14 protein-coding genes are annotated in these 15,621 nt (G+C 56.4%); 3 read left to right on the plus strand and 11 right to left on the minus strand.

Features of this window, described 5'->3' with window-relative positions; genetic code table 11:
• Positions 1 to 43 precede the first annotated feature (43 nt).
• The 6 genes from EKL30_RS07620 to alr form a co-directional block, all read right to left on the minus strand.
• Positions 44 to 712: a 3-deoxy-D-manno-octulosonic acid kinase gene (locus EKL30_RS07620; RefSeq protein ID WP_126706966.1), complete on the minus strand. Its 669-nt coding sequence runs from the start codon at positions 710 to 712 to the stop codon at positions 44 to 46.
• A 44-nt stretch (positions 713 to 756) separates the two neighbouring features.
• Positions 757 to 3,261, minus strand: a complete 2,505-nt coding sequence (locus EKL30_RS07625) for an ABC transporter permease (protein ID WP_126706632.1) — start codon at positions 3,259 to 3,261, stop codon at positions 757 to 759.
• Positions 3,262 to 3,265: 4 nt separating this feature from the next.
• Positions 3,266 to 4,042, minus strand: coding sequence for a sulfite exporter TauE/SafE family protein (locus tag EKL30_RS07630; protein WP_126706633.1), 777 nt, complete (start codon positions 4,040 to 4,042; stop codon positions 3,266 to 3,268).
• Between the two features lie 9 nt (positions 4,043 to 4,051).
• Complete coding sequence (gene radA, locus EKL30_RS07635; RefSeq protein WP_126706634.1) at positions 4,052 to 5,404, minus strand: DNA repair protein RadA; 1,353 nt, start codon at positions 5,402 to 5,404, stop codon at positions 4,052 to 4,054.
• A 28-nt stretch (positions 5,405 to 5,432) separates the two neighbouring features.
• Positions 5,433 to 6,149 carry an SDR family oxidoreductase gene (locus EKL30_RS07640; RefSeq protein ID WP_126706635.1) on the minus strand — a complete coding sequence of 239 codons (717 nt, stop codon included), beginning with the start codon at positions 6,147 to 6,149 and terminating at the stop codon, positions 5,433 to 5,435.
• Positions 6,150 to 6,252: 103 nt separating this feature from the next.
• Positions 6,253 to 7,380 (minus strand): alanine racemase, encoded by a 1,128-nt coding sequence (alr, locus tag EKL30_RS07645; RefSeq protein ID WP_126706636.1) that lies wholly within the window; start codon positions 7,378 to 7,380, stop codon positions 6,253 to 6,255.
• Positions 7,381 to 7,502: 122 nt separating this feature from the next.
• Here alr and hpnC point away from each other — a divergent pair, with 122 nt between their 5' ends.
• Genes hpnC through hpnE form a run of 3 tightly spaced genes read left to right on the plus strand, consistent with a single transcriptional unit; the run spans position 7,503 to position 10,648 of the window.
• On the plus strand, positions 7,503 to 8,330 hold the full coding sequence (gene hpnC, locus EKL30_RS07650) for a squalene synthase HpnC (protein ID WP_126706967.1): 828 nt from the start codon (positions 7,503 to 7,505) through the stop codon (positions 8,328 to 8,330).
• A gap of 54 nt (positions 8,331 to 8,384) precedes the next feature.
• Positions 8,385 to 9,248 (plus strand): presqualene diphosphate synthase HpnD, encoded by an 864-nt coding sequence (gene hpnD / locus EKL30_RS07655; protein WP_126706637.1) that lies wholly within the window; start codon positions 8,385 to 8,387, stop codon positions 9,246 to 9,248.
• Positions 9,245 to 10,648 carry a hydroxysqualene dehydroxylase HpnE gene (gene hpnE / locus EKL30_RS07660; RefSeq protein WP_126706638.1) on the plus strand — a complete coding sequence of 468 codons (1,404 nt, stop codon included), beginning with the start codon at positions 9,245 to 9,247 and terminating at the stop codon, positions 10,646 to 10,648. The genes hpnD and hpnE overlap by 4 nt, the downstream gene beginning before the upstream one ends.
• On the opposite strand, the gene crcB is transcribed toward hpnE, so the two are convergent.
• From crcB to alaC, 5 genes are all read right to left on the minus strand, one after another.
• Positions 10,645 to 11,028, minus strand: a complete 384-nt coding sequence (crcB, locus tag EKL30_RS07665) for a fluoride efflux transporter CrcB (protein ID WP_126706639.1) — start codon at positions 11,026 to 11,028, stop codon at positions 10,645 to 10,647. The genes hpnE and crcB overlap by 4 nt on opposite strands.
• Positions 11,029 to 11,060: 32 nt before the next feature.
• Positions 11,061 to 11,360, minus strand: coding sequence for a hypothetical protein (locus tag EKL30_RS07670; protein WP_126706640.1), 300 nt, complete (start codon positions 11,358 to 11,360; stop codon positions 11,061 to 11,063).
• 95 nt (positions 11,361 to 11,455) lie between these two features.
• The gene (gene thrC / locus EKL30_RS07675; protein ID WP_126706641.1) at positions 11,456 to 12,865 is read right to left on the minus strand and encodes a threonine synthase; all 1,410 of its coding nucleotides are present in this window, start codon (positions 12,863 to 12,865) and stop codon (positions 11,456 to 11,458) included.
• Complete coding sequence (locus tag EKL30_RS07680) at positions 12,862 to 14,166, minus strand: homoserine dehydrogenase (protein ID WP_126706642.1); 1,305 nt, start codon at positions 14,164 to 14,166, stop codon at positions 12,862 to 12,864. The genes thrC and EKL30_RS07680 overlap by 4 nt, the downstream gene beginning before the upstream one ends.
• Positions 14,167 to 15,354: an alanine transaminase gene (gene alaC / locus EKL30_RS07685; protein ID WP_126706643.1), complete on the minus strand. Its 1,188-nt coding sequence runs from the start codon at positions 15,352 to 15,354 to the stop codon at positions 14,167 to 14,169.
• Between the last annotated feature and the right edge of the window lie 267 nt (positions 15,355 to 15,621).

The raw sequence follows: 15,621 nt of genomic DNA on the forward strand, positions 1-15,621 counted from the left end.
CATTACAAAAAGCCAAAAGGCGTGATGATAATGCTTTTTCTGACTAAAGTAGACCTTTAACGCGTGTAAGAAGCGCGTAGGCATGATTGAGTTCACCCCACCACGATAGCCCCGCCGTTCCGGCAACCTTTACCAGTGAACGCCGTAAGCGCAGCAGGTTGGCGCTTCGGCGCTCAAGGGACAACGTCAGCCTCTTGCACTTATCAAAATCGATCAACCAGGCTTTTCCTTCCTTATCGAGCAGAATATTGTACGCATTCAAATCCGAATGCCACACTCCCGCCTCGTGCATGGCATAAATGGCATTCGCTACTTTTTCGTGGTTCCCCGCATCAAGCATATTCGCCAAGGGCTGCACATCGAAGATTCTTTCGACGACGATTGCCGCACGATAGGTAAAGCCATGACGCCAGTATGCTGCGGCGATTGGACGCGGGACGGGTAAGCCTCGGTCGTGCATGAAGTGTAAAAGATCGAACTCTGCGAATGAGCGGGTTCGCGCGGGCCCTGTCCAGATATAACGATCGGAACTCAGCCTGGCCATCAGGCCTCCGCGCCGGTAATGGCGCAGCACGCCATCGCCGAATTCGCCTTTCACGAACCAGGCAGCCCGGCGGCCACCATGGCTCACTGCAGCTACCTGCAATTGAGGCGATACAGGATCAAACAGGTACATGCCTGGGGCGGAAATACGATTGGCATCGTAACGCATGACGCCCCCGCCTATCGGCAAATTCGCCGGATAAATTGGTGTCGTCACGCGACCTCCCGCAAGGACACCAGCGGCGGCGTGCGCAATACGCCAGCCAAGGCGACACTTCCGCCAATTGACGATGCGAGCATGCCGAAACCCATGCCGGCGGCCCACGGCCACCACGATAATGTCAGGGTGAAGTCAAAAACCTGCTCAGCCAGCACCCACGCTATGGCCACTGCACCAAACGAAGCCAGCAAGCCCGCCATGGCTCCGAGCACCAGTAATTCGATACGCATGGCGGCCACTAATTGTTTGCCGCTCGCACCCAACGCTCGTAAAACAGCGACCTCGTGCATGCGTTCGTCGCGAGTAGAAAACAAGGCGGCTCCTAAGACCAGAACCCCCGCTAGTACGGTGAACAGGAACAGGAACTGCACTGCCTGCACCACCTGGTCCAGTACGTGTTGCACCTGGCCCAATATCGATCCGACATCAAAAATCGTCAAGTTAGGGAAGGCGTGAACCAACTCTTGCGTAAGCGTCGTATTCGAATCGTTGACGTGAATTGAGGTCATAAAGGTGGCTGGAGCATCTTTCAACGCTGCAGGGCTCATGATGGCGAAAAAATTGGCTTGGAAAGAGTCCCATTTCACCTCGCGAATCCCGCTTACCTGGACAACCACGGGACGCCCCGCTACGTCGAATGTGAGCCGGTCGTTCAATTGTATGTTTAGCGTCTTGGCCAGACCGCTTTCGAGCGACACTTCGAGCTTTTCAGGGTCGAGCCATCGGCCGCGCAAGATCTTGTTACTGGCGGGCAAAGTGTCAGCGTACGAAAGATTGAACTCCCGGTCAACGAGGCGCTTGGCCCGATCGTCGGTATAGTGGTCGGGATTAACAGACTGGTCGTTAATGGACAGCAAGCGCCCGCGAACCATAGGCGACAAGCCGGACTCGGCAACGCCCGCCTGCTTTAAGCGGGCAGATACCGCGAGGCGTTGATCGGGCTGAATATTGATAAGAAACGTGTTTGGCGCATCGGGGGGCAGCGTGCTTTGCCAACCATGCAATAGATCGGTACGAGTTATTGCCAGCAGCAGAAGAATCATCAGCCCCATTGATAGCGAGCAAAGCTGGGTAACTGTGAGAGCCCGCCGCCGCGCCATGCCTGCCAATGCGAAGCGTAAGGCGGCGTGACCATTGACGCGATAGCGCATGAAACCAAGGCCCCGTACCATTACGTAAGCGAGGGCGGAAAAAAGAAAAAAGGCCACCAGGAAGCCAGCAGCAACAACCAGGCTAAGCCGAATATCCCCGGAAATCCATATGATCAGCAGAAAGAAGGCGGCCAGTCCCAGACCATAAGCCGACCATCGCCGCGCTACCCCAATCGATGCATCCCGCCGCAATACGCGCGCGGGCGGAACCTGACGCAGGGCAGACAGCGGCGGCAGAGCGAATCCCAGAAGCAATAACAGACCCGTGACCTGACCCTGGAACAAAGGCCGCCACGACGCATTGGGCAAACTGGTATCGAGCCATGAGGCTGCCATGACCACTAATGCTTGATGCACGACGTATCCTGCCAGCGCACCTATCGTCGAAGCGATCAGCGCCAACACTACGAACTGTACCCACAGCATCATGGTCAATTGCGACTTGCTGGCGCCCAGGCAACGCATGATTGCTATCCCGTCCTGATGACGCAGGCTGAATCGACGCGCGGCCAACGCAACGGCAACCGCGGCAATCATCACAGTAAGCAAAGCCACCAAAATTAGAAACTGATGCGCCCGGTTCAAAGCGCGCTGCACCTCTGGCCGGTTGCTTTCCAGCGAGCTGAGCTTCTGACCGCGCTTCATATGCGTATCAAGCCAGCCTTGGTACGACTTGATCGCCGCCGGCTCGCCGGCGACCAGTAACTGATGGCTGACGCGGCTACCCGGGGCAATCAAGCCCGTCGCTGGCAAGTCGGGAAGCCCGATCATTACACGCGGCGCGACGTTCACAAACTGCATGCCGCGGTCGGGTTCATAAGTAATGACCCGCGTGACCTTCATGGAAAAATCGCCAACGGCAACGCTGTCACCCAGCGAGATCCGTAGCATGCCCAATACCTGTGCGTCGACCCATGCGGTGCCCGGCTCGGGCACTTGCCCCTGCGACACCCCTTTGCCGGCAGGGGTATCTGACAAACGGAGTTGCCCGCGCAAGGGGTAGCCTTGGGACACCGCCTTCAGGGAAACCAGTTGGGCTTGATCACCGCCACTGACCATGGAGGGAAACTGCAAGGTTTGAGCCGTATCCAACCCCAAAGTGTGAGCGCGCTCGATGAAATTGGCGGGAATGGGTGCATCGGATTGAAGGGCGAGATCGCCGCCCAGCATCTGCGCCGAGTCGCGCTCTAAGGCTCGGCCAACGCGATCGGCCAGGAAACCCACGCTAGTGACCGCGGCAACTGCTATCACCAGTGCCAGCACCAGGAGACGAATCTCGCCCGACTGCCAATCGCGGGCAAGCGCGCGGACCCCGAGCCACATGTTGGAAAATCCGCTAAAACGCATAGTGTTAGGCCTTTATCAGCAACAAAACCATGATAATCAGCAGCATACAGGCAAAGGCCAGCTTCAGCCGAGGCTCAGGCAAAGAGTAGGCGAGTTTCACGCCATACGGTACAAAGAAAATGCTGCCCAGCGCCATGGGGATCCCCACTTGCCAATCGGCCTGCCCATGTGCGGCATACGTAAACAGCGCAACAAACGTTCCCGGGATGACCATGGTCAAGGCGAGAGCTTGCGCTCCGGTCTGAGTCAATCGAAAGACCGTGGTCAATAGCGGCACTACCAACACAGACCCGCCAACGCCGAATATCCCACCCGCCAAGCCTGCAATGCTTCCAATGAGTGAAAACCATCCCTTGTGAAAGTCTTCTACTTGCCGACGAGGCTTTTGCGGCCGGTTCTTTTGACTTGAGCGTTGGCTTTGGTAAAAGTAAAACAGCGCAATACACAGAACGAAGCCCGCATATATTTGGCGCAACAGAACAGGATCGATGCCCAGGGCAAATTGCGCTCCTATCCAGGTGAATAGGATTGAGCCTGCGGCCCCCGCGCCAGCTGCCCGTAGATTGATTTTCGCCTTCTGGTTGTACTGGCGTACCGTTAAAAGCACGGCAGGCAGCACCATGATCAGGGCGGTACCCTGCGCTGCCTGTTGATCCATATTGAGCATCAGACCTAACAAGGGAATAGCCAGCAGCCCGCCCCCTATACCCAACACACCACCTGCGAAGCCGATCAAGGCGCCCGACAACAGACACCCGACCACTACTACATACCAGACCAAGCCGTACCCCTATCTTAAGCGTTCGATGGCTGATTCAACACGATCAACCGCCCAGATTTCCAGTCCCTCTATGGCCTGCCTTGGCGCATTCGCTTTCGGGATAAGAGCCACACTGAAGCCCAGTTTGGCCGCCTCTTTAAGGCGTTCCTGACCTCTGGGCGCTGGCCGGATTTCGCCCGCGAGACCCACTTCCCCAAAAACGATAAGACCTTTGGGCAGAGGCTTGTCGCGCAACGAGGACATGATCGCCAGCAAGACGGCCAGATCGGCTGCGGGCTCGGTAATCTTCACACCGCCCACGGCATTGACAAAAACATCCTGATCAAACGTGACGACACCTGCATGCCTATGGAGGACGGCCAATAACATGGCCAGTCGGGTTCCTTCCAAACCTACTGACAAGCGGCGCGGGTTGGGCACATGAGCGCTATCGACCAGGGCTTGTATCTCGACCAGCAAAGGCCGCGTACCTTCCTGGGTCGCCATGACACAGGAGCCGGCCACATTTTGCTCATGTTGCGACAGGAACAGAGCGGACGGATTGGCCACCCCGCGCAAACCGCGATCCGTCATGGCAAAAACGCCAAGTTCGTTGACGGCACCAAACCGGTTTTTGAAGGCCCGTATGAGGCGGAACGACGAGTGAGTGTCACCCTCGAAATACAAGACCGTATCGACAATATGCTCTAGCACCCGAGGGCCTGCCAAGGTACCGTCTTTGGTCACATGCCCAATCAAGACAATGGTGATGCCGGTTTGCTTGGCCAACCGTGTCAGTTGAGCGGCGCATTCGCGCACTTGCGACACCGACCCTGGCGCAGCGCTAAGCTCGCTGGAATAAAGCGTTTGTATCGAATCAATGACCGCCACACTGGGACGCTGCTCCATCAGAGCCGTTATGATGGCTTCGAGGCGGATTTCAGCAAGCAGATTGACGTCGCCTGTTGCGAGTTCGAGGCGCCGCGCGCGAAGTGCGATCTGCTCGGCAGATTCCTCGCCGGTGACGTACAGCACTTTAACGGCATGCGAGAGCGACACCAGGGCCTGCAGAAGCAGGGTCGATTTACCAATACCCGGATCGCCCCCAATCAGCACCACCGCCCCGGTGACCAGGCCGCCGCCTAATACCCGATCGAATTCTGTAATTCCGGTGGGCTGACGCGGCAGCTCGCGCGCCTCGATTTCAGCAAGGCTCTGTATGGGGCTGGCTCCGGCCAGCGGTGCGAAACGATGCGTCGCGATCCCGGGGTCGCGGGATTCCTGCAGAGTATTCCAGGCGTTGCAATGGGGACACTTGCCCTCCCATTTCGGGCAAGTACCGCCGCAATCGGTGCAAATAAATAGGGTTTTGGATTTGGCCATGCAGCGAGTTTAACCGGCCACGGTGTTTCTATCGGCCGCCAAGACTGCCGCCGCCGTCCACCCCAAGAACCTGTCCGGTTATAAAGCCGGCCTCGTCCCCGAGCAGAAAAGTGACCGCCGCGGCCACATCGCCCGGCTGACCCAAACGGCCCATGGGGATCGACGCAAGCGCTTTTTTTTCATTGTCGCCACCGGCCGGATGCGCAGCACGAAAAAGTTCAGTATCAATGGGACCGGGCGATACCGCATTAACGGTAATGCCATAAGGAGCCAGTTCAAGCGCCCACGTCTTGGTGCAGCCGACGAGCGCACTTTTCGCCGCAGAGTAACTTGTACGATTGACAGCCCCATGGGTGACCCGGCTGCATATATTGACAATGCGCCCTTCTTTGCGCGCCTTCATCGACGGGATAAAAGCTTGAGTGACCTGCACGGCAACCCTTACGTTCAGGTCGAACACTTGATAAAGAGAAGCAAGATCAACCTCGCCTAACGGTTCAGGCAGAACGAGCCCGACATTATTTACTACCGCGTCGACAGGATACTTTTCGCGGATCACGCGCAAGACGTCTTCGGTCTCCCCCGCGTTATTCAAGTCACATGAATAAAGGTACCCTGGGAAATCAATTTCCTGAGTATGACGGGCCAGCCCGACCACATGGCAGCCCAGATCGGCCAGTCGCCTGCTGATCGCCCAGCCAATTCCCTTTGTAGCGCCCGTTACCAGTACACATTTGTTCTTCACTCGATTTCCTTTTGAGGGTCCGTCGAAACAGCTTTCCCGGTGAATCGGACGACAATGGCCCGAATCCAGCGATTAAACTCTAAATTAATGCCGGATGCCGCAATTACGAGATAATTTTAGGTATGCGCGCGGCGACTGCACACAACAACTCATAACCTATGGTGCCTGCCGCCGCGGCAACTTCGTCAACCGAAGGACCGCCGTCGCCCCAAAGTACCGCTGACGACCCAACGCGTGCCTGCGGCACAGGGGTCAGATCCACCGCTAACATATCCATCGATACGCGTCCGAGCAAACGCGTGCACACACCCTCCACCGTAATCGGAGTGCCAGTGACCGCATGACGCGGGTAGCCGTCGGCATAGCCGCAAGCCACTACGCCAATGCGCATGGACCTCGATGAAACAAAGGTGCAGCCGTAGCCAATGGCCTCGCCGGTTGAAATGCTGCGCACACTGATTAGCTTGGCAGCCAGCGTCATGGCGGGAAGCAAGCCAAACTCGGCGGCGGATTTCTCGGCAAAAGGCGAGGAGCCGTACAGACATATACCGGGTCTGACCCATTGATCCTGCCGGTCGGGCACGGAGGCCCATAAACCCGGAGCCAAGGTGGCGGCAGAATTACAAAGACTGACTTCGCCCGGCAGGCCCTGTGTGATCTGATTGAACATACGCAACTGCTGCTGCGTAACAATGGCGTCGTCATCGGCGCGCGCGAAATGCGTCATCTTCCCAAGGGTGCCCAGGATGCCGCGCGCCTGAAGCGCCTGCGCCTGGCCGTAAGCAGCAAGGTAATCATTGGTTGAAAATCCCAGACGGTTCATGCCCGTATTAAGCTTTATAAAGGCGTCAATCGGTTCCGGAACGCGCGATGCGGACAACATATCGAGCTGCTCTTGGCAGTGCACTGTCGTCGTCAGGCGATGACGTACCAAGGTCTCGACATCGGCGGGCTCAAAGAATCCCTCGAGCAGCAATATAGGCTTGGTCCAGCCTGCCTCGCGGCAGCGCACGGCTTCGTCGAGGTCTAACATAGCGAGACCTTCGGCCTGGCCAAAACCGCTGATGGCGTTTTCGATTCCATGCCCATAAGCGTTCGCCTTGATGACGGCCCAAATGCTGGGCCGCTGGCGGCCAGCGGACACGCCGCCGTCGGTCAATTGCTGGGCAACGATACGTAGGTTATGACTTAATGACGACAACGATATGGTCGCCGAGATCGGACGTGGCATGACTCTCCCCAATAGAAAACGAAGTCTAAACCAGTTAATGCCGCTACGCTGACCAATTAGTCCACTCCCTGCGATTGGCCAGTTCGATTCAACCCTGTATGCATGTCTTATACTCACCGCCTATGGCCGTTGATCATTATGAAAATTTTCCCGTAGCATCGTTGCTGCTGCCGCGCCGGTTGCGTACGCCTGTAAGGGACATATACCGCTACGCACGCAGCGCAGACGACATCGCGGACGAAGGGTTCGCCTCAGTTGAACAGCGTCTTGAACAGTTGGCGGGCTATCGGGCCGCATTGCAGCAAATCCACACAGGCCGCCTTACGCTGGCGCCAGACGATCCTAGAACACCAGTCTTTGAACCCTTGAGCCGATCCATCGGGCAATACTCGCTTCCGATTCAACCCTTTTTCGACTTGATATCGGCCTTCGAGCAAGACATCACGACCACGCGCTATACCGACGACGCCGAACTGCTGGATTATTGCCGACGCTCCGCAAACCCCGTGGGCCGTTTAATGCTGCATTTATACCAGCGTACCTCGCCTCAGGATTTGTCCGACGCCGATGCCATTTGTACCGGCTTGCAATTGACCAATTTCTGGCAGGATGTCGCCATCGACTGGCAAAAAGAGCGCATTTATATTCCGCAAGAAAAGCTGGACCGGTATGGGGTGACAGAAGGGGATATTGCGGGGCAACGGCACACCAGCTCCGCTTGGCGCAAATTGATGCAGGCTCAGGGGCAACAGGCTCGTGAACTGCTCAATGCCGGCCTTCCTTTGACCAAACGACTACCGGGGCGAATCGGCTTTGAATTAAAACTTGTGGTCCACGGGGGTTTGCGTATCCTTGACCGCCTTGACCAATTACACTATGACATGTTCTTTCATCGCCCAACGCTGCACAAAAGCGATTGGATTTTGCTGTTCTGGCGCGCACTACGCTAGGTTTTTTCGAACACCGACCAACAGCAACGCCTTACCCGAGCCCCGCTACAACGCATGACTCCCGACGAATATTGCCAGAGTAAAGCCGCCCAAAGCGGCTCCAGTTTTTATTACGCCTTCCTGTTCTTGCCTCCTGAACGGCGCAGGGCGATCACCGCCTTGTATGCATTTTGCCGCGAGGTCGACGACGTTGTCGACGAATGCAACGAACCGTCAGTCGCGCGAATGAAACTGGCATGGTGGCGCACGCAAATCGAACGACTGTATGAAGGCCATGCCGAACATCCGGTCATGCAGGCCCTTGCGCCGCATATCAAAACCTATGATCTACGTGCCGAACGCCTGCATGCCATCGTTGAGGGCATGGAAATGGATTTGGATCAGACGCGCTATCTGGACTGGCCCGGTTTGCGTAAGTATTGTTGGCACGCCGCTGGAGTGGTGGGCGAGTTATCCGCCAGCATTTTCGGCTATACACAGCCGGAAACTCTGGTCTACGCTGAAAAACTGGGGCTTGCATTCCAGCTTACCAACATCATCCGCGATGTCGGCGATGATGCGCGACGCGGCCGGATTTACCTGCCAGTCGACGACATGCAGAAATTCAATGTCAAAGCATCGGAAATTATCGACCGCCAGCATTCTGATCGCTTCGTCGAATTAATGCGCTTTCAAACTGAAAGAGCCAGGCAATGCTACCGCGAAGCCATGCAGGCGCTGCCGGAAGCCGACCGTCGAGCACAACGCCCGGGGCTGATGATGGCTGCTATCTACCATGCGCTACTACACGAAATCGAACGCGACAACTGGCAGGTGCTGGATCAACGCATCTCTTTGACCCCAATCCGAAAATTCTGGTTGGCCTGGAAGATCTGGGTCGGCGGCGGCCGGAGTCTGATTAAACGCCTGAGCCAATGAATATTGCCGTTGTCGGTGCAGGTTGGGCTGGCCTGAGCGCCGCCGTGCGCCTACGGCAAAAAGGCTACTCTGTGGTGGTGTTCGAAGCCTCACGCGCCCTGGGGGGTCGGGCAAGGCATGTCCATTCGCGCACACTCAATTCGCGCATTGACAACGGCCAGCACATATTGCTGGGAGCCTACAGCGAGACGCTCGCCCTTATGACGACGTTGGGCCTGGATAGCGCTGCCCTGCTGCACCGCGCTCCGTTGTCGCTCGAATCCACGGACGGCAGCTTCGCTTTGCATGTGGGATCCCTGCCGGCTCCCTTGCACCTGATCAGTGCAATTATGACGGCGCGTGGTTTGAGCATCGTGGAACGGATACGCATCATCACGCTTACACGGAGCCTGCAGCGACGTAACTGGAAGGTAAAGGCCGGCCTTACTGTTTCACAATGGCTGCATCAGGGCGGGCAGTCTGCGCAAGTGATTTGCAGGTTTTGGGAACCGTTATGCCTTGCCGCCCTTAATACACCCGTGCAGGATGCCTGTGCCCAACTTTTTGCTCGTGTCTTGCAAGATAGCCTTGGTGGATCCAAGGAAGCATGCGACGTACTGATCCCACGAGTAGACTTATCGCAGCTTTGGCCCGAGCACGTTGAGCACTACGCACCGGGCGGACCGGCGAGCTTGTCGGTACGTCGCGGGAAGGCGGTAAGACACTTGGCGGCAACATCAACCCAAGTCGAACTTGATGGCATGGGCTTCGATGCTGTCGTCGTCGCCGCAAACGCACCATCGGCCCATCGGCTTCTTCAGCAGTTAGCGCCTACTCAAAGCGGCGACCTTTATCTCGAGTCGCTGGCCCGATTCACATACATACCCATCGCCACGCTGACCCTGCAGTTGGAACGCCCCTGGCACTTGCCAGCGCCCATGCTCCTGCTGACGGACAAGCCCGAGCAATTGCAATTCGGGCAATGGCTTTTCGACCGCAGCTCACTAATGACCGCATCGGAATTGCAGCAAGCTGAACTGACGGACCACCAGGATTACGCGGCGTGCCAGATCAATATTGTGATCAGTGACGCACGGTCGATGATGAGGCATCCCCTGGGCGATGTTGTCGCGGCGATCACCGCGCAGCTTCAGCAGCAAACCCGGCGCCTGGGCCCTATGCCGGCTGTAGTAGGTCATGAGGTCATTGTGGAGAAGCGCGCCACGTTTGCCGCGCTTCCCGGACTGAAGCGGCCATCGAACGACACACCTTGGCCGCGCATATGGGTGGCCGGTGACTGGACCGATACTGGCTACCCCGCCGTGCTAGAAGGCGCAGTGCGCAGCGGCCGGAATGCCGCTAATGCCGTTCAACGCGCCCTGAGCAGTTCTTCACTGCGCAACGTCGTCAGATCAATTTAACGCCAGGCGTTGACGGTTGCCAAACCAAGAAAGGTCAAAGCTAGACTGCCAACAAGGCTAAGCACAATGTATCCGAATGCCGGGAAATAATCACCCCGCTCGAGCAGGCCCACGGTTTCTCCGGAGAAGGTGGAAAACGTGGTCAGACCGCCCAAGAATCCGGTGACCAGCATCAATTTGATCCATGCGGGGGTTTCGGGATACAAGGCGAGAATCCCCAGCATTACACCGACCAGGTACCCACCGGTTAAATTAGCAGCCAATGTTCCCCAAGGCAGCAACACACCTGAATGATTCAACCACAGACCTAACAACCAGCGGCTGATTGCCCCTGCTGCCGCGCCAAACCCGATGGCAATAAAATGCCCAAATGTCAGCATCTGTTAAGTAAGTGATGTGTATGGCGTGCTGTTTAAGCCTTGGGAGCCAGCGTAACGCTGGCGGCATCCAGCGGATATTGAAGGACGAGCTTGTCGTTGATCAGCTGCATTAGCGTCAGGCGCCTTAGCGCAGAATCTTCTTGCAGGAAGTCCCATGCCCAATGTGCGGCCGATACCGCCTCGTCGCTGAGGTCGTAAACGCCAATCGACAGGCCGTCAGGCCCAAAGGCCTGAAAGTAAGTCTTGCCGCCAGCGCGCACACGAACGACAGCATGGCGTCCGTTCTGGTGGATTTCGACAATGTCCGTTTCTGCGTGGTTCTGTTTTGGCATTTCAAGCTCCTTGAAATCTGCTGTTCAAGTGTAGCAAACCTGGTTCGAAACATTTCAGGCGGACACTGCCGCATCATCATTATGCGAGTGATGCCTTATACCGGCGCATGCTGCCTGATGTATTCTTCAACAGCTTTCGCGTCGCATTCCATGATCTGGACCCGCTGGGGCAAGGCAGCCAGTTCACGCAAGTGTTCAGGCACTGGTGCGGGCTCGCCGATCGCCTCTTGTATGGTCTCACTGAACTTGGCCGGCAAAGCGGTCTCGAGTACGAGCATCGGAATGCCATCCTCAAGGAAGGTCGCTGCCACTTTGACGCCATCGGCAGTGTGCGGGTCGATCAACAGTCCGGTTTCTTCGTATATGGACTTGATCGTCGCCACGCGGTCGCTATGACCGCTGACGCCGGACACAAAACCGTAGCGCGACTCAAACTGAGGCAATAGATGGCTTAGATCGAATTCGCCGCTATGCTCCAACTGCTCCCAGCATGCCCGCAACTTTGCAGGATCTTGATCAAGCAAATCAAATACGAAACGCTCGAAGTTCGAAGCCCTTGAAATGTCCATGGACGGACTCGACGTGGCGTGAGTTCGATCCGCGGAACGGGGTCGGTAAATACCGGTGCGAAAAAACTCTTCCAAGACGTTGTTTTCATTCGTAGCGAGAACCAAGCGACGAATTGGCAGCCCCATCTGTCGTGCAATATGACCCGCGAGGATGTTGCCGAAGTTGCCGGAAGGCACGGCAAACGATACCTGTTGTCCTGGCGCCGATGTCGCTCGCAACCAGCCCCAAAAATAGTAGACGACCTGGGCTGCAATTCGCGCCCAGTTGATCGAGTTGACGGCGCCCAGATGATACTGCGACTTGAATTCCAGATCGCCGGCTAACTCCTTGACGATGTCCTGGCACTCATCGAACACGCCTTTGATGGCAATGTTGTGAATGTTCGCGTCCGCCAGCGAATACATCTGCGCTCGCTGAAACTCGCTCATGCGACCATGGGGCGAGAGCATGAAAACGGCGACACCACGCTTGCCGCGCAGGGCATACTCGGCAGCCGAGCCCGTATCGCCCGAGGTCGCACCCAGAATATTCAGCGTGGTATTCCGCTTTTCCAGTACATATTCGAATACCTGTCCCAAAAACTGCATGGCCATGTCTTTGAAAGCCAGTGTCGGGCCTTCAGACAACCCCAGCAGACTCAGGCCCTTCTTCAAAGGTTTAAGAGGCACCATCCCGGGGCCTGGAAACACATCAGCGCTATACGCCGCGTGAGTCAACCGAGACAAATCCGCTTTTGGAATGTCGTCAATAAACAGGCTCAAGATCTCGGTAGCCAGGTCTGCATAGTCGAGGCTGCGCCATGACTCCAGCGTCGCAGCCGTCACCGTGGGCAGATGTTCTGGCAATGCCAGTCCGCCATCGGGCGCCAGGCCCTCGAGCAGGATATCTGAAAAAGAGAGGGGCGCCATGGCGCCACGAGTCGACCGATACTTCATACCAGATCCTCTACACGCAAACGGGTTACTTTAGATCGAACGAATGGCAAGCCATGGATACGCTCAAGCGCGGAATCGATATCGCCTTCGCGCGCGCGATGCGACAGGAAAATGATATCCGCTTCGGAGATTCCGTGCGGCTCCTGGAACATGGAACCGATGGAGATTCCAGCTTCAGCCAGAATGCGTGCGATGTCGGCCAGGACACCTGGACGGTCTTCCACACGCAAGCGCAAGTAATAAGAAGACTGAACTTCGGCGATAGGCAGAATCGAAATATCGTCCATCGCATCGGGCTGAAAAGCCAGATGCGGTACCCGGTGTTCCGGATCGGCTGCCTCGAGCCGTGTCACGTCTATCAGGTCGGCGACCACCGCGGAAGCGGTGGGAAGCTCGCCCGCGCCCTGTCCATAATATAAGGTGGCGCCAACCATGTCGCCCTGTACCAAGACGGCGTTCATGGCGCCTTCGACATTGGCCAGCAGGCATTCGGTAGGCACCAGCGTTGGATGCACTCGCAACTCGATACCTTCATCGCGGCGGCGCGTAATGCCCAGTAGCTTTATGCGATAACCGAGCCGTTCAGCATGGCTGATATCTTCTTGCGCCAGCGAAGAAATCCCTTCGATGTACGCCTTGTCGAATTGCACCGGTATGCCGAAAGCCAGCGACGCGAGCAGGGTCAGCTTGTGTGCAGCATCGACGCCTTCGATGTCAAATGTGGGATCGGCCTCGGCATAGCCCAGGCGTTGCGCTTCAGCCAACACTTCATTGAAAGCCAGCCCACGGGAACGCATTTCCGACAGAATGAAATTGGTCGTGCCGTTGATAATGCCGGCCACCCAATGGATGCGATTGGCGGTAAGGCCTTCGCGTATGGCCTTGATAATAGGAATGCCGCCGGCCACAGCGGCTTCGAAAGCAACCATTACGCCTTTGGCGCTGGCTGCCGCAAAGATCTCGTTGCCGTGCTTGGCCAGTAGCGCCTTGTTCGCAGTGACGACATGCTTGCCCTGACGGATGGCTTCCATGATGAGCTCACGCGCCAGAGTGTCGCCGCCAATGAGCTCGACAACGATATCGATTTCAGGATGGCGTACGACCTCCATGCCATCTTCGGTTACCAGTACCTGATCGCCGACCAGACGCTTCGCCTTTTCTATATCGCGCACGGCCACCGCAGCGACTTCGATGCGGCGTCCGGCACGGCGTGCGATTTCCTCAGCGTTACGCGTTAATACTTTCCATGTGCCGCCACCCACTACACCTAGACCCAATATACCAACTTTGATAGGACTCATTTACTTACCTAATCCGTCCTTGCGGAACATTTCTTTAATACCGCGCACCGCTTGACGCGTGCGCTGCTCGTTTTCGATCAGGGCGAACCGGACATACTCGTCGCCGTACTCGCCAAATCCCACACCGGGTGACACGGCCACTTTGGCGTCGGCCAACAGACGTTTCGAGAACTCCAGAGAGCCTATTTGTTGATAAGGCTCGGGTATCTTTGCCCAGATATACATCGACGCCTTGGGCACTTCGACCATCCAGCCAGCCTCATGCAAGCCCTTGCACAATACATCGCGACGATTGCGGTATTGTTCGACCACCTGAGCGACACACTCTTGAGGACCTTCAAGGGCAGCGATCGACGCCACCTGTATAGGTGTAAAGGTGCCGTAGTCGTGATAACTTTTTATGCGAGCCAGAGCATTGACGAGTTCTTGGTTACCCACCATGAAGCCCACGCGCCAACCGGCCATATTGTAGCTTTTACTCATGGTAAAAAACTCGACGGCGACATCGCGGGCGCCTTCAACTTGCATGATGGACGGCGCGACATAGCCGTCGAACGTGATGTCGGCATAGGCCAGATCATGAACAACTAGAATGTTGTGTTCCTTGGCTAGTGCAATGACGCGCTCGAAAAAAGAAAGATCCACACACTGAGCGGTAGGATTACTGGGAAACCCCAAAATCATCATCTTGGGCTTGGGTATGCATTCGCGCACAGCCCTGTCGATTTCTTCGAAGAAATCAAGGCCCGGGGTCATAGGGACAGACCGAATATTAGCGCCCGCGATGACCGCGCCGTAAATGTGAATCGGATAACTTGGGTTGGGCACCAAAACGGTATCGCCGCGATCCAGCGTGGCCAGCATCAGGTGGGCCAGTCCTTCTTTTGAACCTATCGTTACGATAGCTTCTGAATCCGGGTCGATTTGAACACCATAGCGCCGCTCGTACCAGCCCGAGATCGCTTTGCGCAGCCGTGGTATGCCCTTGGAAACTGAATAACCATGAGTGTCAGGCCGAGAAGCTGCTTCCACTAATTTGTCGACGATATGCTGCGGAGTGGGACCATCCGGATTGCCCATGGACATATCAATAATATCTTCGCCCCGTCGTCGCGCCGCCATTTTCAATTCGCCGGTAATGTTGAATACATAGGGCGGTAAGCGCTCTATACGCGGAAAACTCGTCATGATGGTCCTTGGGTGACAAAACGGGGAATTAGTATTGATGTGTGCAGCGCAATAAATCCAGTAATCTAGCCTAAGTAGGCTCGCGCGGCAAATAGCGTGGAGATGGATGCGAACAGATATCACACAGCCTGCATGGACATGCTCAAGCCGTCCTCACAGTTTAAACGATCCGAAAAAAACCGGAAATCGCTAAAGTCGGTCCGGCTTTGCGCTATGATCTTTATCGATAGGCACCGTTGCGAGAGGCGCTAGTGCATAGGTCCGCCC

The organism is Candidimonas sp. SYP-B2681 (assembly GCF_003971065.1).
GTDB lineage: Bacteria > Pseudomonadota > Gammaproteobacteria > Burkholderiales > Burkholderiaceae_B > Pollutimonas.